General features: G+C 56.4%; 15 protein-coding genes and 1 pseudogene. All 16 read right to left on the bottom strand.

Annotated elements, in window-relative coordinates:
• Positions 1-11: 11 nt before the first annotated feature.
• Positions 12-3,533, bottom strand: coding sequence for a DNA polymerase III subunit alpha (gene dnaE, locus CJU81_RS02545; protein WP_095035382.1), 3,522 nt, complete (start codon positions 3,531-3,533; stop codon positions 12-14).
• A gap of 78 nt (positions 3,534-3,611) precedes the next feature.
• Positions 3,612-4,220 (bottom strand): ribonuclease HII, encoded by a 609-nt coding sequence (gene rnhB, locus CJU81_RS02540; RefSeq protein ID WP_016781993.1) that lies wholly within the window; start codon positions 4,218-4,220, stop codon positions 3,612-3,614.
• A gap of 11 nt (positions 4,221-4,231) precedes the next feature.
• On the bottom strand, positions 4,232-5,362 hold the full coding sequence (gene lpxB / locus CJU81_RS02535; protein WP_095035381.1) for a lipid-A-disaccharide synthase: 1,131 nt from the start codon (positions 5,360-5,362) through the stop codon (positions 4,232-4,234).
• A gap of 2 nt (positions 5,363-5,364) precedes the next feature.
• Complete coding sequence (gene lpxA / locus CJU81_RS02530; RefSeq protein ID WP_095035380.1) at positions 5,365-6,141, bottom strand: acyl-ACP--UDP-N-acetylglucosamine O-acyltransferase; 777 nt, start codon at positions 6,139-6,141, stop codon at positions 5,365-5,367.
• A complete protein-coding gene (gene fabZ, locus CJU81_RS02525) occupies positions 6,138-6,578 on the bottom strand; it encodes a 3-hydroxyacyl-ACP dehydratase FabZ (protein WP_016781990.1) in 441 nt (146 codons plus the stop codon). The genes lpxA and fabZ overlap by 4 nt, the downstream gene beginning before the upstream one ends.
• Positions 6,579-6,687: 109 nt before the next feature.
• Positions 6,688-7,742 (bottom strand): annotated as a pseudogene (gene lpxD / locus CJU81_RS02520) (UDP-3-O-(3-hydroxymyristoyl)glucosamine N-acyltransferase).
• A gap of 2 nt (positions 7,743-7,744) precedes the next feature.
• Positions 7,745-8,248, bottom strand: a complete 504-nt coding sequence (locus CJU81_RS02515) for an OmpH family outer membrane protein (protein WP_003440444.1) — start codon at positions 8,246-8,248, stop codon at positions 7,745-7,747.
• Positions 8,249-8,292: 44 nt separating this feature from the next.
• Positions 8,293-10,653: an outer membrane protein assembly factor BamA gene (gene bamA, locus CJU81_RS02510; RefSeq protein WP_095035379.1), complete on the bottom strand. Its 2,361-nt coding sequence runs from the start codon at positions 10,651-10,653 to the stop codon at positions 8,293-8,295.
• 75 nt (positions 10,654-10,728) lie between these two features.
• Positions 10,729-12,081 carry an RIP metalloprotease RseP gene (rseP, locus tag CJU81_RS02505; RefSeq protein ID WP_095035378.1) on the bottom strand — a complete coding sequence of 451 codons (1,353 nt, stop codon included), beginning with the start codon at positions 12,079-12,081 and terminating at the stop codon, positions 10,729-10,731.
• A 43-nt stretch (positions 12,082-12,124) separates the two neighbouring features.
• Positions 12,125-13,312 carry a 1-deoxy-D-xylulose-5-phosphate reductoisomerase gene (gene ispC / locus CJU81_RS02500; RefSeq protein ID WP_095035377.1) on the bottom strand — a complete coding sequence of 396 codons (1,188 nt, stop codon included), beginning with the start codon at positions 13,310-13,312 and terminating at the stop codon, positions 12,125-12,127.
• A complete protein-coding gene (locus CJU81_RS02495; RefSeq protein ID WP_095035376.1) occupies positions 13,309-14,115 on the bottom strand; it encodes a phosphatidate cytidylyltransferase in 807 nt (268 codons plus the stop codon). The genes ispC and CJU81_RS02495 overlap by 4 nt, the downstream gene beginning before the upstream one ends.
• The gene (gene uppS / locus CJU81_RS02490) at positions 14,115-14,870 is read right to left on the bottom strand and encodes a polyprenyl diphosphate synthase (RefSeq protein ID WP_095029946.1); all 756 of its coding nucleotides are present in this window, start codon (positions 14,868-14,870) and stop codon (positions 14,115-14,117) included. Before uppS ends, CJU81_RS02495 begins: the two co-directional genes overlap by 1 nt.
• Before the next feature lie 15 nt (positions 14,871-14,885).
• Positions 14,886-15,443, bottom strand: a complete 558-nt coding sequence (gene frr, locus CJU81_RS02485) for a ribosome recycling factor (protein WP_048359907.1) — start codon at positions 15,441-15,443, stop codon at positions 14,886-14,888.
• On the bottom strand, positions 15,440-16,183 hold the full coding sequence (gene pyrH / locus CJU81_RS02480) for a UMP kinase (RefSeq protein ID WP_003440426.1): 744 nt from the start codon (positions 16,181-16,183) through the stop codon (positions 15,440-15,442). The genes frr and pyrH overlap by 4 nt, the downstream gene beginning before the upstream one ends.
• A gap of 208 nt (positions 16,184-16,391) precedes the next feature.
• The gene (tsf, locus tag CJU81_RS02475; RefSeq protein WP_095035375.1) at positions 16,392-17,261 is read right to left on the bottom strand and encodes a translation elongation factor Ts; all 870 of its coding nucleotides are present in this window, start codon (positions 17,259-17,261) and stop codon (positions 16,392-16,394) included.
• Positions 17,262-17,467: 206 nt separating this feature from the next.
• A complete protein-coding gene (gene rpsB / locus CJU81_RS02470; protein ID WP_016781981.1) occupies positions 17,468-18,211 on the bottom strand; it encodes a 30S ribosomal protein S2 in 744 nt (247 codons plus the stop codon).
• Positions 18,212-19,099 lie beyond the last annotated feature (888 nt).

Here is a 19,099-nt window from a genome sequence, read left to right as displayed (position 1 = left end):
GCCCCTGACCGTCAACGGTATTGGAGGAAGACGTTGTCTCGCCCGAACTGGTCACGCAGGGCTTGAATCAAGCTGTCTGCCGGATCGATCCGCCAGGTCTCGCCAAACTGCAACATGGCCTTGGCCTCTTCACCCGTGTACTCCATGGTTATAGGGCAGGCACCGCGATGTTTCTTGAGCAGCTCGCCCAGATTGCGCAGTTGATCACCCTTAAGCGCATCGCGGCTCACTTTCAGGCGCAAACTCTCGGCCAGGCTGGTGCGTGCATCTTCCATGCTCATCACGCGCTTGACTCGCAAGCGCAGACCACCGGAGAAGTCGTCATTACTGACTTCGCCTTCGACCACCACCATCGCATCGGTCTGCAACAGCGACTGCGCCGAATGAAAAGCCTCGGCAAACAACGACGCTTCAATGCGCGCCGAGCGGTCATCCAGGGTAATAAAACCCATCTTGTCGCCTTTTTTGTTCTTCATGACCCGCAACGCGATGATCATCCCGGCAACGGTCTGAGTATCACGGGCAGGCTTGAGATCAATAATGCGCTGACGGGCAAAGCGGCGGATCTCGCCCTCGTACTCGTCAATCGGATGACCGGTCAGGTACAGGCCCAGAGTGTCCTTCTCGCCTTTGAGTCGCTCCTTGAGCGTCAGTTCCCTGGCCTTGCGGTGGTGGGCATAGACGTCCGCATCAGCTTCGACAAACAATCCGCCAAACAGGTCGGCGTGTCCGCTGTCATGGGTGCGCGCAGTTTGCTCGGCTGCCTTGATCGCTTCTTCCAGCGCCGACAATAACACCGCACGGTTCTGGTCGATGTTGGCTTGCCAGGCCTTGGGCTCGTCATGGAAAAACGGCCCCAGGCGGTCAAGGGCACCGCTGCGGATCAGACCATCGAGAGTACGCTTGTTGATTCGTTTGAGATCAACCCGGGCGCAGAAATCGAACAAATCCTTGAACGGCCCGTCCTGACGCGCCTCGGTAATTGCCTCGACAGGCCCCTCGCCCACCCCCTTGATCGCCCCCAGACCATAAATGATCCGGCCCTCATCGTTCACCGTGAATTTGAACTCCGAGGCATTCACATCCGGCGCATCGAGACGCAGCTTCATGCTGCGAATCTCTTCGATCAGGATCACCACCTTGTCGGTGTTGTGCATATCCGCCGACAGTACCGCGGCCATAAATGGCGCCGGGTAATGGGTTTTCAGCCATGCGGTCTGGTACGACACCAGGCCGTAGGCAGCGGAGTGGGATTTGTTGAAACCGTAACCGGCGAATTTTTCCACCAGGTCGAAAATGTTACCGGCCAGGTCAGCGTCAATATTGTTATTGGCGCACCCTTCGATGAAACCGCCACGCTGCTTGGCCATTTCTTCAGGTTTTTTCTTGCCCATTGCCCGACGCAGCATGTCAGCGCCGCCGAGGGTATAACCGGCCATGACCTGGGCAATCTGCATCACCTGTTCCTGATACAGAATGATGCCGTAAGTGGGTGCCAATACAGGCTTGAGGCCTTCGTACTGGTAGTCCGAGTGCGGGTAAGCCAGTTCGGCGCGACCGTGCTTACGGTTGATAAAGTCATCAACCATGCCCGACTGCAGCGGGCCCGGACGGAACAGGGCCACCAGTGCGATCAAGTCTTCCAGGCAGTCGGGCTTGAGCTTTTTGATCAGCTCTTTCATACCCCGGGATTCAAGCTGGAACACCGCGGTGGTTTCGGCTTTTTGCAGCAACTGGTAGGTCGGCTTGTCGTCCAGCGGGATAAAGGCGATATCCAGCGGCGGCTCGTCGACCTTGGCGCGATCGCGGTTGATGGTTTTCAACGCCCAGTCGATCACTGTCAGGGTCCGCAGACCGAGGAAGTCGAACTTCACCAGGCCAGCAGACTCAACGTCATCCTTGTCGAACTGGGTAACCAGACCACCACCCTCTTCGTCGCAGTAAATCGGCGAGAAGTCAGTCAGCTTGGTCGGTGCGATAACTACACCACCGGCGTGCTTGCCGACGTTACGCACAACGCCTTCAAGCTTGCGGGCCATTTCCCAGATTTCCGCAGCCTCTTCATCGACCTTGATAAAGTCGCGCAGGATTTCTTCCTGCTCAAAGGCTTTTTCCAGGGTCATGCCCACTTCGAACGGAATCATCTTCGACAGACGGTCCGCCAGGCCATAGGACTTGCCCTGCACCCGCGCCACGTCACGGATTACCGCCTTGGCGGCCATCGAACCGAAGGTAATGATCTGGCTTACCGCGTTGCGCCCGTATTTTTCGGCCACATACTCGATGACCCGGTCGCGACCATCCATGCAGAAGTCGACGTCGAAGTCGGGCATCGATACCCGTTCCGGGTTAAGGAATCGCTCGAACAGCAGGTCGTATTCCAGCGGGTCAAGGTCAGTAATCTTCTGCACATAGGCCACCAGCGACCCGGCACCCGACCCGCGACCCGGCCCTACCGGTACACCGTTGCTCTTGGCCCACTGGATAAAGTCCATCACGATCAGGAAGTAACCCGGGAACCCCATCTGGATAATGATATCCAGCTCGAAATTCAGCCGGTCGACATACACCTGACGCTTGGCGTCGTAATCCTCGGTGGTGTCCTTGGGCAGCAGAACGCTCAGGCGATCTTCCAGACCATCAAACGACACCTTGCGGAAATACTCATCGATGGTCATGCCATCGGGGATCGGGAAATTGGGCAAAAAGTGGGTGCCCAGCTTCACTTCGATATTACAGCGTTTGGCAATTTCAACCGTGTTTGCCAGAGCATCAGGCAAATCGCTGAACAGCTCGGCCATTTCCTCGGCGCTTTTCAGATACTGCTGATCGCTGTAATTCTTGGAACGGCGCGGGTCATCCAGTGCCCGGCCTTCACCAATGCAGACGCGGGTTTCGTGAGCCTCAAAGTCCTGTTGCTTGATAAAGCGCACATCGTTGGTCGCCACCAGCGGCGCCCCAATTTTGTCTGCAAGGGCCACAGCCCCATGCAGATGCTCTTCATCATTGGGACGCTTGGTGCGCTGTACTTCGATATAGAAGCGGTCAGGGAAAACGGCCATCCACTCACGGGCCAGGGTCTCGGCTTCTTCAGTGTTGCCACTGATCAGCGCGACACCTATCTCGCCCTCTTTCGCAGCCGACAACATGATCAGGCCATCGGCAGCCTCGGCTACCCATTCGCGCTCAATGATCACCTGGCCATTGCGCTGGCCATCGATGTAACCACGGGAAATCAGCTCGGTCAGGTTGCGATAGCCCAAAGGGTTCATCGCCAGCAGGCTGATGCGGCTGAGCGGGTTTTCCGGGTCCTTGTTCGACAGCCACAGGTCTGCACCACTGATCGGTTTGATTCCACCGCCCATGGCGGCTTTGTAGAACTTGACCAGGGAGCACATGTTGTTTTGATCGGTGACCGCGACGGCAGGCATATTCATGCCGGCCAGGGTTTTGATCAGCGGCTTGATCCGCACCAGGCCATCGACCAGGGAGTACTCAGTGTGCAGGCGCAGGTGAACGAATGAAGCCGGCATGGTGATCCTGTCTATAAGCTTTGAGAAACAACAAGGCCCGGATTGTACCGGGCCTTGGCAAAAACATCAGCCTTATGGCTAAAGGCCTTCAAGGGCCTCGTAAGCACGACGCACCGGGCCAAACGAACGACGATGAATCGGCGTCGGGCCCAGACGCTCCAGCGCCTCAAGGTGTACCGCGGTTGGGTAACCCTTGTGCCCGCCAATACCATAACCCGGATATTGCAACTCGAACGCTGCCATTTCCCGGTCACGACTGACCTTGGCCAGAATCGAAGCTGCCGCGATCGCCGGCACCTTGCTATCGCCTTTGACCACAGCCTCGGCTGGCATGGCCAGCTTGGGGCAGCGATTGCCGTCGATCATCGCCAACTTTGGGGTGATGCTCAGCCCCTCGACAGCGCGCTGCATGGCCAACATGGTGGCGTGCAAAATATTCAGTTCGTCGATTTCCTCGACTTCGGCCCGAGCAATACACCAGCTGAGGGCTTTTTCACGGATTTCGTCGAAGAGCTTTTCGCGACGGGCTTCAGTGAGCTTTTTCGAATCATTGAGCCCGGCGATAGGCCGATTGGGGTCAAGAATCACGGCTGCCGTTACTACGGCACCGCACAATGGGCCACGACCCACTTCATCGACACCGGCCACGAGGTCTTCGACCAGATTGAAGTCCAATCCGATTTGCATGGTTTCTTTACTCATTGGGATTGTGCAATCAGGTCCAGTACCGCATGGGCGGCCTGATTGGAAGCGTCGAGACGCAATGTGCGATGAATCTCGTCAAAGCCGCGGGTCTGCTCTTCGCCGCCCTCGAGCAAAGGCAGCAAGGTGCGGGCCAGTGCCTCAGGCGTGGCTGCATCCTGCAAGAGCTCGGGCACTAGCATGCGCTGGGCCAGCAAATTGGGCAGCGAGACATACGGGCTTTTGACCAGACGCTTGAGAATCCAGAACGTCAGACGTGCAAGGCGATAAGCCACCACCATCGGCCGCTTGTACAGCAAGGCTTCAAGAGTGGCCGTGCCGGATGCGATCAGGACCGCATCACAGGCCGCTAGCGCGAGGTGGGACTGGCCGTCGAGTAAGGTCAGCGGCAAGTCACGCCCCACCAGCAACTGTTCGATCTGCTCGCGACGCGCTGCGCTCGCGCAAGGCAACACAAAGCGCACTTCAGGGCGAGCTTCGCGAATTATTTGCGCGGCATCGAGAAATAGCCCGCCAAGCTTGCCGACTTCGCCACCACGGCTGCCTGGCATCAAGGCGACCAACGGCCCATCAGGTAGCCCAAGCTCAGCGCGAGCACCAGCCTTATCGGCTTCAAGAGGGATCGTATCGGCAAGGGTATGGCCGACGAAACGCACGGGCACACCGTGCTCTTCATAGAATTTGGCTTCAAAGGGCAGCAGCGTGAGCATCAAATCGCAGCCTTCGCGAATTTTCAGCACGCGCTTCTGTCGCCACGCCCACACGGACGGGCTCACGTAATGCACAGTCTTGATCCCGGCACGGCGCAGTTGAAGTTCGATATTGAGGGTGAAGTCGGGCGCATCGATACCGATAAAAACATCAGGCTTTTCAGCGATCAGGGTCTGAACCAGCAGCTTGCGGCGCTTGAGCAGTTCACGCAGGCGCCCCAGCACTTCAACCAGGCCCATGACCGATAGACGCTCCATCGGGAAATAGGAGCTCATGCCCTCTGCTTCCATCAATGGACCACCCACGCCGATGAATTCGATATCAGAATGCTGGGCCTTGAGTGCCCGCATCAACCCCGAACCCAATATGTCACCCGAGGCCTCACCCGCCACCAGCGCGATACGCAATCTGGCCATGACTAGCGCGTAATGCCGCGGGTGGAAGAGCGAATGGACTCTACAAACATGGCAACTTCCGGGAACTCCAAAGCAGGCTCGGCCAATTCGGCTAGCGCCTGATCAACAGTCAACCCCTGGCGGTAAACCACCTTGTAGGCACGACGCAAGGCATGGATGGCATCGTCACTGAAGCCACGACGACGCATGCCTTCAAAGTTCATGCTGCGTGCTTCAGCAGGGCTACCGAACACGGTTACAAATGCCGGAACGTCCTTGCCGATGGCAGTACCCATGCCCGAAAAACTGTGGGCACCGATATGGCAGAACTGATGAACCAGGGTGAAACCTGACAGGATCGCCCAGTCGCCCATATGCACATGGCCCGCCAACGCAGAGTTGTTGACCAGGATGCAATGGTTACCGATGACGCTGTCATGGCCGATATGGGCATAAGCCATCACCAGATTGTGATCACCCAGCGTTGTTTCAGAGCGGTCCTGAATGGTTCCGCGATGAATGGTGACACCTTCACGAATAACGTTGTGGTCACCAATCACCAGGCGAGTTTCCTCACCCTTGTACTTCAGATCAGGGGTGTCTTCGCCTACCGAAGAAAACTGGTAGATGCGGTTGTGCTTACCGATCCTGGTTGGGCCCTTGAGAATCACATGCGGCCCAATCACTGTCCCCTCGCCGATTTCCACACCTGCGCCGATGATCGACCAAGGGCCGACCTCGACGTCGTCGGCCAATATGGCCGTCGGATCGATGATTGCGCGAGGGTCAATCAAACTCATAGTTTGCGTTCCGCACAAATGATTTCAGCCGAGCATACCGGCTTGCCGTCAACCGTTGCCTGGCACTCAAACTTCCAGATGGAACGCTTGCAGCTCAAAAATTTGGCCTCAAGGATCAGTTGATCACCTGGCAGCACGGGCTGACGAAAGCGTAGCTTGTCGGAGCCTACAAAGTAATAAAGTGTGCCGTCAGCCGGCTTGAGGTCCATCATCTTGAAGCCAAGGATGCCAGCAGCCTGGGCCATGGCTTCAATGATCAACACACCCGGCATGATCGGGTGCGCCGGGAAGTGGCCGTTGAAAAAAGGCTCATTGATGCTGACATTCTTGTAGGCACGAATGCGCTTGTTCTCGACATCCAGATCCACCACTCGGTCCACCAGCAGGAACGGGTAACGGTGGGGCAGATATTCGCGAATCTCGTTGATGTCCATCATTTCGTGGGGAAGCCTGTAATAAAGATTGGGCGCGCGCGACTAAGGCGCGCTCCTCTAGCAAATCAAGGAAGCAAACCAGTGGCTCTGCACGCTTGATATGGAAATTGTATTAGCCTTTTGAAGAAGCTTTACCGCCGGGGGTCACTTACCGACGTGCTTTTCCAGTTGTTTCAACCGCCGGGCGATATCGTCCAGCTGACGAATACGTGCCGCGCTTTTGCGCCACTCGGCGGCCGGCTGCATTGCGGTACCGGAGGAGTAGGCCCCAGGCTCGGTAATCGAATGGGTCACCATCGTCATGCCAGTCAAGAACACATTGTCACAAATTTCAATGTGCCCCACCAAACCGACACCACCCGCCAACATGCAGTGCTTGCCAATTTTAGTGCTGCCCGAGATCCCGCAACACGCTGCCATGGCCGTATGGTCACCGACCTGAACGTTGTGCGCGATCTGGATCTGGTTATCCAGCTTGACGCCATTACCGATAATCGTATCGGCCAGGGCACCACGGTCGATGGCGGTATTGACGCCGATTTCGACATCATCACCAATGGTCACACCACCGATTTGCGCGATTTTTTGCCACACGCCTTTTTCATTGGCAAAGCCGAAGCCTTCACCGCCCAACACCGCGCCTGACTGAATGACCACGCGCTTGCCGATGCGAACATCGTGATACAGCGTTACGCGTGGAGCCAGCCAGCCGCCTTCGCCGATTTCGCAACGAGCCCCGATAAAGCAATGCGGACCCACCGTGACACCGGCAGCAATGCGTGCACCGCTTTCGATCACTGCAAACGCACCAATGCTTGCCGCAGGGTCAACCACTGCGTCGTCAGCAATCACTGCGGACGGATGAATGCCAGCAGCCGCTTTGGGCTTGGGGTCGAACAGATGGGAAATACGGGCATAAGCCAGGTAAGGATCCGGTACAACCAGGGCATCACCGGCATACTCTTCGGCGTCCGCAGCCTTGAGCAATACAGCTCCGGCCTGGCAGTCGACGAGAAATTTGCGGTACTGGGGGTTGGCCAGAAAGCTCAACTGAGCTGGGCCAGCCTCTTGTAAAGTGGCTAGCCCAGTGATTTCTTTCTCCGCAGAGCCACGCAAGGTGGCCCCGAGGAACTCGGCCAATTGGCCGAGTTTTATAGTCGCAGTCATAATTACTTCAGCTGATTCATGCGCTCGATAACTTGGCGAGTGATGTCGTACTGAGGTTTAACATCAATCACAGCACCACGCTCGAACACCAGGTCAAAGGCGCCTTTTTTGATGACTTCTTCAACAGCGCTATCCAGTTTCGGCTTCAGCTGTTTCAGCATTTCACGGTCGGCAACGGCTTTGGCTTCGTTCAGTTCCTTGGACTGGAACTGGAAGTCACGGGCCTTTTGCTTGAATTCAAGCTCCAGACGCTCACGCTCGCCTTGCTGCATTTTGTCGCCGCCTTTAACCAGACGGTCCTGGATACCCTTGGCGCTGCTTTCCAGGCTTTTGAGCTTGGTCAGTTGCGGGCCAAATTTCTTCTCGGCATCCACGGCATAACGCTTGGCAGCGTCCGATTCAAGCAATGCCATCTGATAGTTCAGTACGGCAATTTTCATGTCGGCGAAAGCCGGGCCAGCTACCAAAACCGAAGCCAGGAGAACCAATTGAGTCAACTTACGCACGATGCACTCCTAAAAAATCCGTTGTCTGTATCTAAGGTCAGGCTTTAGAAAGTCTGGCCGAGGGAGAACTGGAACACTTGAGTGTCTGCGTCATCCGGTTTCTTGATCGGCATGGCCAAGCTGAAGCTCAACGGGCCAAGCGCAGTCACCCAGGTCACACCAACACCCACAGAGCTGGCCAGGTTGCTGAAGCCGATATCGCAATCTTTGGTATCGCCCTTGCAGTTGGTGTCGAACACGTTACCCACATCCCAGAACACGGAAGTACGCAGGGAACGCTGATCTTTCACGAACGGCATCGGGAACAGAACTTCTACACCACCCTGGATCAGCACGTTACCACCAAATGGCAGCGGGTCTTGATCCGGGTCGGCGATGGTGCCTACGTTACCGGTTACATCAGCACCACGGCTCGGGGTACTGCGTGGACCCAAAGCGCTGTCCTTGAAGCCACGTACCGAGTTGAAGCCACCGGCGTAGTAGTTTTCATAAAACGGCAGGCCTTCGGTCGAACCATAACCATCACCATAGCCCAGCTCTGTGTGCAGACGCATGGTGTAGGTGTCGGTCAACGGCTGGAACAGCTGGGCACGGTAGTCCAGTTTGTAGAACTGCAGGTCGCTGCCAGGAATGGTGGTTTCAAACACCAGGCTCTGCGAGCTGCCGCGAGTCGGCAATACGCCTTTGTTCAGGGTCGATTCAGACCAGCCAACCGACGCCTTGAAGTTGAGGTACTTGTCGCCTTCACGGTTTACGAAGTCGAAAATCTCGTCAACGGTGTACTGGCCGGTGCTGATTTCATCCTGCTGTACGGTCAGGCCATAGGTCAGGCGCGATGTGTCGCTGATCGGGTAGCCCATGGTGATACCAGCACCCAGGCTGTCCACCGAGTAGTTTGCTACGTCAACGTCCAGATCTTTGTAGTCAGTGGTGCGGTAGAAGGCGTTGTAGCCCAGGCTCACGCCATCCGCTGTCCAGTACGGGTCAACGTAGCTGAAGTTGTATCGGCTCTGGTATTCGCTGCGGGTCAGGCCAATGCTGACCTTGTTGCCCGTACCCAGGAAGTTGTTCTGGGTAATCGAACCGCCCAGGATCAAACCGGCGCTCTGGGCAAAACCGACGCTGGCGGTAATGGAACCCGACGCCTGTTCTTCCACTGCGTAGTTCACGTCAACCTGATCGTCAGTGCCTGGCACTGCCGGAGTTTCGACGTTGACTTCCTTGAAGAAGCCCAGGCGCTCAAGGCGGACCTTGGACTGGTCAATCAGGTAAGTCGAAGCCCAGCCACCTTCCATCTGACGCATTTCGCGACGCAGAACTTCGTCAGCCGACTTGGTGTTGCCGCGGTAGTTGATGCGGTTCACGTAAGCACGCTTGCCCGGATCGACCACAAAGGTGATGGCCACGGTGTGGTCTTCAGGGTTTGGTTGAGGCACGCCGTTGACGTTGGCGAAGGTGTAGCCCTCGTTACCCAGACGACGGGTGATCAGCTCGGAGGTGGTGGTCATCAGCTTGCGCGAGAACACCTGGCCCGGCTGAACCAGCAGCAACGACTTGATCTGATCTTCCGGAACCTTGAGATCACCGCTCAGTTTCACTTCACCGACATTGTACTTTTCGCCTTCATTCACGTTAACGGTGATGTAGACGCTTTTCTTGTCAGGAGTGATCGATACCTGGGTCGAAGCGATATCCATATTGATATAGCCGCGATCGAGGTAGTACGAGCGCAGACGCTCAAGGTCACCCGACAGTTTTTCACGTGCGTACTTGTCGTCGTTCTTGAAGAACGACAACCAGTTCGTGGTTTTGAGTTCGAACAGATCGACCAGGTCCGACTCAGGGAAAACCGTGTTACCCACCACGTTGATGTGCTGGATCGCAGCAACGGTGCCTTCGTTGATGTTGACCTTCAAGGCAACGCGGTTACGCGGCTCGGGCACCACTTCGGTGTCTACCGTCGCCGAGTAGCGGCCCTGGGCAACATACTGACGTTGCAACTCGTTACGCACACCTTCAAGGGTGGCGCGCTGGAAAATCTCGCCTTCGGCCAGGCCCGACTGTTTCAGACCTTTCATCAGGTCGTCAGTGGAGATCGCCTTGTTGCCGTCGATGGTGATGCTGGAGACGGAAGGGCGTTCGACAACCGTGATAACAAGCACATTGCCATCACGACCCAGTTGGATATCCTGAAAGAAACCGGTTTTGAACAACGCACGAGTGGAATCCACCAGACGGCGGTCATCCGCTACTTCACCCACGTTCAGAGGCAACGCGCCAAACACGCTACCGGCGGAAACCCGCTGGAGGCCGTTGACACGGATATCAGAGATAGTGAAGGACTCGGCGTGAACTTCGGCGATCATCAGTACGGTGAGAACCGCAGTTAGCAGCAGACGTTTCATGAAGTCCTTTCTTATTCCAACTGGCAATAAACAAACTGCCGCAAAATGCGGCAGATTCGCAATTCAGCGAAGCGTTTACAGACGGCCCAGATCGTTGATCAAGGCAAGTAACATCACCCCGACCACCAAACTGATACCGATCTGCATTCCCCAACCCTGCACCCGATCCGACAAGGGGCGACCACGCACCCACTCGATCAGATAAAACAACAAATGCCCCCCATCCAGTACAGGAATGGGCAACAAATTCAGAACCCCCAGGCTGATACTCAGATAAGCCAGGAAATTCAGGAAATCAGCAACACCCGACTGGGCAGAAGCGCCCGCCACTTTAGCAATGGTTATCGGTCCACTCAAGTTTTTTACCGAGAGCTCACCGAACAACATTTTCTTGAGCGAGTCGAGCGTCAGAATGCTCATGGTCCAGGTGCGTTTAGCCCCCTCCCCGATCGCATCCAGCGGGCCATAGCTGACCTCGCGAATCATCGCTGGTGGCCAGTCGACACCTTTGACCCCGGCTCCCAGATAACCGGTTGCCGCCTTGCCTTCACCGCGAGCAGCCAGGGTGACCGGAATATCTACCGGCACACCATCACGCTCGACATGCAACACAACACGGGCCTCAGGATGCACACGCACCCAGTCGACAACCTGCTGCCAGTCCTTGACAGCCTGATCGTTGATGGCAAGCAGCTTGTCACCGGTTTTTAGCCCGGCAGCCTGGGCCGGGCCTTTCGGGTCGAGCTCTGCCAGAACGGCCGGCAACTCGGGACGCCACGGACGAATCCCCAGCGACTTGATCGGATCCGGCTCATCGGCACCCTTGAGCCAGTCTTTCAATACCAACTGATGGGACGCCTCGGCAGTGGTACCCGGTTCACGCACAACAACCTGCAAGGACCCGCTTTCACCCAGACGACGAACCAATTGCAGGTTGACGTTGGACCAGCCCGTGGTTGGCTCGCCATCAATGGATACAATTTCCTGCCCCGCTACCAGGCCGGCTTGCGCCGCCAGGCTGCCGCCCTCTACGGCACCGATGACCGGCCGCACTTGCTGGCTGCCCATCATTGCCAGCACCCAGAAGAACGCCATGGCCAACATGAAGTTGGCAATCGGCCCGGCCGCGACAATGGCAATGCGCTGGCCTACAGTTTTGCGGTTGAACGACTGATCAAGCTGATCGACAGGCACAGCGCCCTCGCGCTCATCGAGCATTTTCACATAGCCGCCCAACGGGATGGCCGCTACGACAAACTCGGTGCCCTGGCGATCATGCCAGCGCAGCAAAGGCGTACCGAAGCCCACGGAGAAGCGCAGAACCTTGACGCCACAACGGCGCGCCACCCAAAAGTGACCGAATTCATGAAAAGTGACCAGCACCCCCAATGCCACCAGGGTGCCAACAATCATATAGAGCGCACTCATCTACTTTCTCCGCGATTCTGTCCGGTTGCGGCCTGCACCACTTTCAGCCGTTACGACTCAACCACTGCTCAGCCAGCATTCGGGCCTTGCCATCAGCGGCGAAAACCGCCTCCAGTTCGTTTACGGCGACCACTGGCTCGCTATTTAAAACGTCTTCGATAATACGCGCGATCTGCGGGTAGCGGATTCGACCCTCCAAAAAGGCCGCCACAGCCACCTCGTTTGCCGCATTAAGCATTGCCGGGGCGCTATTGCCCGCAACGGCAGCCTCGCGCGCCAGGCGCAAACAAGGGAAACGTTGCTCGTCAGGGCGCTGAAAGTCCAGCCGCGCCACCGCAAACAGGTCCAACGGCGCTACACCCGAGTCAATCCGCTCAGGCCAGGCCAGGGCATTGGCAATCGGCGTGCGCATATCAGGGTTGCCCAACTGGGCCAGTACCGAGCCATCTACATAATCGACCAGCGAATGGATCACGCTTTGCGGATGGATCACCACCTCGACCTGCTCCGGACGCGCATCGAACAACCAGCAGGCCTCGATCAGCTCCAGACCCTTGTTCATCATGCTCGCCGAATCCACCGAAATTTTGCGCCCCATTGACCAGTTGGGATGAGCGCAGGCCTGCTCCGGCGTGACGTGTTCCAGCTCTGCCAGCGGTGTCTCACGGAACGGACCGCCCGAGGCTGTTAGCAAAATCCGACGTACACCGACATTACCCAGACCACGGGCAAAATCCTGGGGCAAGCACTGGAAGATCGCATTGTGCTCGCTGTCGATGGGCAGCAAAACCGAGCCGCTGCGACGCACAGCCTGCATAAACAGATCGCCGGTCATTACCAGCGCCTCTTTATTGGCCAGCAGGATCTTTTTGCCGGCATTGACTGCCGCCAGTGTCGGGCGCAAGCCTGCAGCACCGACGATTGCCGCCATCACCGCATCGACTTCAGGAGCCGACGCAATCTGGCACAACCCCTCTTCACCCACCAGCACTTCGGTGTTCAGCCCAGCAGCGCGCAAGCCTGCCTGCAACTGACTGGCAGCCTTTTCATGCGGAACCACGGCAACTTGCGGCCGATGCTTGACACACAAGGCCAGCAGCTCGTCGAGACGGCTGTAGCCGCTCAGCGCGAACGCCTGATAGCGCTCGGGATGACGCGCAATCACATCCAGGGTACTCAGGCCGATAGAACCCGTCGCCCCCAGAACGGTAATCTGTTGTGGACGACTCATGAAGCCGCCATCCACAGCAATACAGCAAATACAGGGATCGCTGCCGTCAGGCTGTCAATGCGATCCAGTACACCACCATGGCCCGGCAGCAGGTTGCTGCTGTCTTTAATCCCGGCCTGGCGTTTGAACATGCTTTCCGTGAGGTCGCCGACTACCGATATCAATACGATTACGGCAGCGCCCACCAACGCGGCAAACATCTGCGAAGCGCTCCAGCCGCGCACCACCCCGACAACGGCAGTGATCAGCAGGCTCAGCAGCAAGCCGCCAAAAACGCCTTCCCAGCTTTTGCCCGGGCTGACTTTAGGTGCGAGCTTGCGCTTGCCGAATTTGCGCCCGGAAAAATAAGCGCCAATGTCTGCGCCCCACACCAGAACCATCACTGCCATGATCAGCCAGTTGCCCAACGGCATTGCCTTGATCAGGACCAGGCCTTGCCAGGCCGGCAACAGGATCAACAGACCGATCACCAGCTTGGTCGCAATGCTCGACCAGTGCACAGCCGATTGCGGGAAGGTCAGAACCAGGAAAGTAGCCGTGGCCCACCACAATACCGCAGCACCCAGCACCCACGGCGCCAGGTCAGGGAACAGATGCAGGCCAAACAGCAACAAGGCCACCAGCACGGCAAACACAATACGCGCAGGTTGAGCCTCGAAACCGGCAAGACGCGCCCACTCCCAGGCACCCAGGGTCACGACCAGGCCAATAAACAGCGCAAAGCCGCTGCCCTCGAGCAGGAAAAAGCCGCACAAGGCAATTGGCAGCAAGATAAGTGCAGTGATGATTCGTTGTTTAAGCATTAAATCCGGGCTCCAGCCTCAACCTGTTCGCTCGTTTTACCGAAGCGACGCTGGCGAGAAGCGAAATCAGCCAATGCGTGCTGCATGGCTTCGTGTTTGAAGTCCGGCCAGAACAGGTCGGAGAAGTACAACTCGGAATAGGCCAGCTGCCACAGCAAGAAATTGCTGATGCGGTGCTCGCCACCGGTGCGGATACACAGATCGGGCAATGGCAAATCGCCCGTTACCAGACAGGTTTGCAACAAGCCCGGAGTGATTTCCTCCGGCTGCAAGTCACCCGTCTGAACTTGACGCGCCAACTGCTGCGCGGCCTGGGCGATATCCCACTGGCCACCGTAGTTGGCGGCAATCTGCAAGACAAAGCGGCCTTCGCCCACTGTCATTGCTTCCGCTTCACGCATCGCATTTTGCAAATCGGGATGAAAGCGCGAGCGGTCACCAATGATCCGCAGACTGATCTCGTTTTCGTTGAGGCGCTTGGCCTCACGACGCAGCGCCCTGAAAAACAGGTCCATCAAGGCACTGACTTCAGCGGCGGGCCGCTGCCAGTTTTCACTGGAAAACGCGAACAGGGTCAGTACCTCGACCCCGGCCTCGGCACATACTTCAATGACCGCACGAACCGCATCCACACCCGCTTTATGCCCGGCGACACCCGGCAGAAAGCGTTTTTTCGCCCAGCGATTATTACCGTCCATGATGATCGCGACATGTCGCGGAACAGATGACGGGTCAGCCTGCTTCGTCTTTTCCATAAAACGCCCTGACCCTTATACGGCCATCAGGTCCGCTTCTTTCTGCTTGGTGGCAACTTCGATATCTGCCACGGCCTTGTCGGTCAGTTTCTGGATATCATCAGCAGCACGACGCTCTTCGTCTTCGCTGATTTCCTTCTCTTTGACCAGATCTTTCAACTGGCTCAACGCGTCGCGACGGATATTACGCACGGCAATACGGGCGTCTTCAGCAGCATCACGAGCCTGCTTGGCGAAAACCTTACGGGTTTCTTCAGTCAGGGCCGGCATGGAGATCAGCAGCAACTCACCCAGGTTGGTCGGGTTGAGGTTCAGACCGGCGCTCTGGATGGCCTTGTCGACTGCGCCCAGCATGTTGCGCTCGAACGCTACAACTTGAAGGGTGCGGGAGTCTTTAACGGTGATGTTGGCTACCTGGCTGATCGGAGTATCCGAGCCATAGTAAGGCACCATCACGCTACCCAGAATGCTTGGGTGAGCCTTGCCGGTACGGATCTGGCCAAATGCATGGGACAGAGAGTCCAGCGATTTCTGCATGCGCGTCTGTGCGTCTTTTTTGATTTCGTTGATCATTGTTGACCTTCCTCGATCAGAGTGCCTTCAGCGCCGCCATGGACAATATTAAGCAAAGCGCCGGGCTTGTTCATATTAAATACACGCAATGGCATTTTATGGTCGCGGCACAGACAGATGGCCGTCAGGTCCATTACACCCAGTTTGCGATCCAGTACTTCATCGTAAGTCAGATGATCGAACTTCTCGGCATGCGGGTCTTTGAATGGATCTGCGGTGTACACGCCGTCAACCTTGGTTGCCTTGAGTACTACATCGGCATCGATTTCGATGGCACGCAAGCAGGCAGCTGAATCCGTCGTGAAGAAAGGATTACCGGTACCCGCAGCGAAAATCACTACATCCTTGGCGTTCAGGTGACGCATGGCCTTGCGACGATCGTAATGATCAGTCACGCCTACCATGGAAATAGCCGACATAACGATGGCGGAGATATTCGCACGTTCCAGCGCATCGCGCATGGCCAGGGCGTTCATCACGGTAGCCAGCATCCCCATATGGTCGCCGGTTACACGGTCCATGCCTGCAGCACTCAGTGCTGCACCACGGAACAGGTTGCCACCGCCAATTACCAATCCTACCTGAACACCGATGCCGACCAGTTGGCCGACTTCCAGTGCCATGCGGTCGAGTACTTTTGGGTCGATCCCGAACTCTTCAGAGCCCATCAGGGCTTCGCCGCTTAGCTTGAGTAGAATGCGTTTATAGCGAGCTTGATAACCACTGCCCTGCTGAGCCATTGCGAATCTCTCCTGCCGCGTTTTATAGATAATCTGTGCGAGGTCATTTTTCAACCCGCGCTTGTTCTAGCTGTGGCACTGCACAGCAGCACCATCGGAACACGAATTTGTAAACCGGTTCCGCCGAGAAGGAAAAATCCCCTCCCATTTGAAAAGAGGCTGCGCGCGTGAGCGGGCAGCCTCTTCGGGTCGACAGTTTAAAACCGTCTTATTGCTTGCTGGCAGCCACTTGAGCAGCAACTTCAGCAGCGAAGTCGTCAACTGGCTTCTCGATGCCATCACCTACTTTGAAGTAAGTGAAGGAAACGATTTCAGCGCCGGCTTTCTTGGCCAGTTCGCCGACTTTGATTTCCGGGTTCTTAACGAACGCTTGCTCAACCAGGCTGGCTTCTGCCAGGAACTTGCTGATGCGACCGGCAACCATTTTTTCAACGATTTCTGCTGGCTTGCCTTTGATCTTGTCTTCGTTGAGGCTCATGAACACGGTTTTTTCGCGTTCGATAGCATCAGCGGAAACTTGCGATGGCAGCAGGAACTCTGGGTTGCTTGCGGCTACGTGCATGGCGATGTCACGAGCCAGCTCAGCGTTGCCGCCTTTCAGAGCAACTACAACACCGATTTTGTTACCGTGCAGGTAAGCGTCAACAACGTCGCCTTCGATGCGCGCCAGGCGACGAATGTTTACGTTCTCGCCTACTTTACCAACCAGAATCAGACGAGCTTCTTCTTGAGCGGCGATCAGCGGAGCTGCGTCGGTCAATTTGTCAGCAAAGGCTTTTTCAACGCTGGCAGCGACGAAGTTTTTGAAGTCTTCTTGCAGAGCCAGGAAGTCGGTTTGCGAGTTGACTTCAAGAATTACAGCCGACTTGTTGTCGTCTGCAACTTTAACTGCGATAGCGCCTTCAGCAGCAACGTTACCTGCTTTTTTGGCTGCCTTGATGGCGCCCGAAGCACGCATGTCATCAATGGCTTTTTCGATGTCGCCGCCAGCCTTGGTCAAGGCTTTCTTGCAGTCCATCATGCCTTCGCCAGTACGCTCACGCAGTTCTTTAACCAACGCTGCAGTAATCTCTGCCATTTCAAAATTCCTCTTGGATAGGTTTTCAACCATTCCACCCGACCGAACGGGCGTTCAATTCGTTTGAAGCGCACCCCGAATCAACCGTGCACGTCGCCATCTGATACAGATACAACAAACAGGGTTACAACAAATGGATTTCGAGGTGGCAAAAAGGGGGCCAAGCCCCCTTTTTGCGTACTGAGTAAACGCTAGGCGTTAATTACTCAGCCTTCAACTACCGCTGCAGCTGGAGCTTCTTCGACGAAAACGTCGGTGCCGCCAGCAACGTGGTTACGGCCTTTGATCACAGCATCAGCCATCGCACCCATGTACAGCTGGATAGCGCGGATTGCGTCATCGTTACCCGGGATGATGTAGTCAACACCTTCTGGGCTGCTGTTGGTATCGACAACGCCGATTACCGGGATACCCAACTTGTTAGCTTCGGTGATCGCGATACGCTCGTGGTCAACGTCGATAACGAACAGAGCGTCTGGCAGACCGCCCATGTCCTTGATACCACCCAGGCTACGATCCAGCTTCTGCAGATCGCGAGTGCGCATCAGCGCCTCTTTCTTGGTCAGCTTGGCGAAAGTACCGTCTTCTGCCTGGATTTCAAGGTCACGCAGACGCTTGATCGAAGCACGAATGGTTTTGAAGTTGGTGAGCATGCCGCCCAACCAGCGGTGATCGACGTACGGCGAACCGCAACGTGCTGCTTCTTCAGCAACGATCTTGCCAGCGGAACGCTTGGTGCCGACGAACAGAATCTTGTTTTTGCCCTGGGCCAGACGCTCTACGAAAGTCAGAGCTTCGTTGAACATTGGCAGGGTTTTTTCAAGGTTGATGATGTGGATCTTGTTACGCGCGCCAAAGATGTATTTACCCATCTTCGGGTTCCAGTAACGGGTTTGGTGACCGAAGTGCACACCGGCCTTCAGCATATCGCGCATGTTGACTTGGGACATGATAGTTCCTTAATAAGTCGGGTTAGGCCTCCACGTATCCCAACGACCAACCAGCAGCTTCAAAGCTGAAGGCACCCAGGTCATCGTGTCGACACGTGTGTGGGTTTGTGCTCTGCGGGCTATACCCGCAAAGCGGCGCATTTTATACCACAAGATGCGTAAAAAACGAAGCGTGAATTCAGACTTTATTGCTAAGCCCTTATCTGGCAAGGGTTTACGTCTTGTTTGTAGCTTGTAGCTCAATCCTACTGCCGCCACCGAAATATTCCAAACACCGCTGGGGCCCATCACAGAAGGCCGAACGCAGGTGCTGTTATGGGGGTGGCGCGGCAGGACGCCGCGCCAGCCGCGATGGGCCATGGATGGCCCGTCGCGGCGTGCCCCCATAACAGTGCCGGAGTGAGGGCACCGGCGAGCCTTGGCGAGGCGGCCGTATGGTAGGGCCAAGACCTTTTGGTTATTTTTGGGATGGTCCGACACTCGGCGTTTGCCAAAAGTGACCCGCCGTAAGGGCGGAACCCGTAGAACGCCGTGACACATCGAATGGATATGTACTCGGTGGTTTTAACGGGAGTACCGCGTACATACCCTGCATCTGCGTTTAATCGGTGTACCGCGTACATACCCTGCATCTGCGTTTAATCGGTGTACCGCGTGCATATCCAGCATTTGTGTCTAACTGAAATTATGGTTTCGCTCTTACAGCGAGTCACTTTTTCCAAACGCCGAAAAAGTAACCAAAAAGGCTTGCCCCTGGCGTACGGCCTTCGCTGCGCTCAGGTTCCCTCGCTCCGGTCCCGCTCCGTGGGCACGCCGCCACGGGCCATCCATGGCCCATCGCGGCTCTCCCGGCATCCATGCCGGTCGACCCACTACGCAGAACCTCCT

It is taken from the genome of Pseudomonas fragi (assembly GCF_002269505.1).
GTDB lineage: Bacteria > Pseudomonadota > Gammaproteobacteria > Pseudomonadales > Pseudomonadaceae > Aquipseudomonas > Aquipseudomonas fragi_D.
The sequence above is the reverse complement of the archived record's forward strand: the minus strand, read 5'-3'. Positions and strand labels throughout refer to the sequence as shown.

Excerpts from the sequence above, each read along its gene's own strand:
- dnaE (WP_095035382.1), bottom strand. The coding sequence starts at position 3,533 with ATGCCGGCTTCATTCGTTCACCTGCGCCTGCACACTGAGTACTCCCTG.
- rnhB (WP_016781993.1), bottom strand. The coding sequence starts at position 4,220 with ATGCAAATCGGATTGGACTTCAATCTGGTCGAAGACCTCGTGGCCGGT.
- lpxB (WP_095035381.1), bottom strand. The coding sequence starts at position 5,362 with ATGGCCAGATTGCGTATCGCGCTGGTGGCGGGTGAGGCCTCGGGTGAC.
- lpxA (WP_095035380.1), bottom strand. The coding sequence starts at position 6,141 with ATGAGTTTGATTGACCCTCGCGCAATCATCGATCCGACGGCCATATTG.
- fabZ (WP_016781990.1), bottom strand. The coding sequence starts at position 6,578 with ATGATGGACATCAACGAGATTCGCGAATATCTGCCCCACCGTTACCCG.
- bamA (WP_095035379.1), bottom strand. The coding sequence starts at position 10,653 with ATGAAACGTCTGCTGCTAACTGCGGTTCTCACCGTACTGATGATCGCC.
- rseP (WP_095035378.1), bottom strand. The coding sequence starts at position 12,081 with ATGAGTGCGCTCTATATGATTGTTGGCACCCTGGTGGCATTGGGGGTG.
- ispC (WP_095035377.1), bottom strand. The coding sequence starts at position 13,312 with ATGAGTCGTCCACAACAGATTACCGTTCTGGGGGCGACGGGTTCTATC.
- CJU81_RS02495 (WP_095035376.1), bottom strand. The coding sequence starts at position 14,115 with ATGCTTAAACAACGAATCATCACTGCACTTATCTTGCTGCCAATTGCC.
- uppS (WP_095029946.1), bottom strand. The coding sequence starts at position 14,870 with ATGGAAAAGACGAAGCAGGCTGACCCGTCATCTGTTCCGCGACATGTC.
- frr (WP_048359907.1), bottom strand. The coding sequence starts at position 15,443 with ATGATCAACGAAATCAAAAAAGACGCACAGACGCGCATGCAGAAATCG.
- pyrH (WP_003440426.1), bottom strand. The coding sequence starts at position 16,183 with ATGGCTCAGCAGGGCAGTGGTTATCAAGCTCGCTATAAACGCATTCTA.
- tsf (WP_095035375.1), bottom strand. The coding sequence starts at position 17,261 with ATGGCAGAGATTACTGCAGCGTTGGTTAAAGAACTGCGTGAGCGTACT.
- rpsB (WP_016781981.1), bottom strand. The coding sequence starts at position 18,211 with ATGTCCCAAGTCAACATGCGCGATATGCTGAAGGCCGGTGTGCACTTC.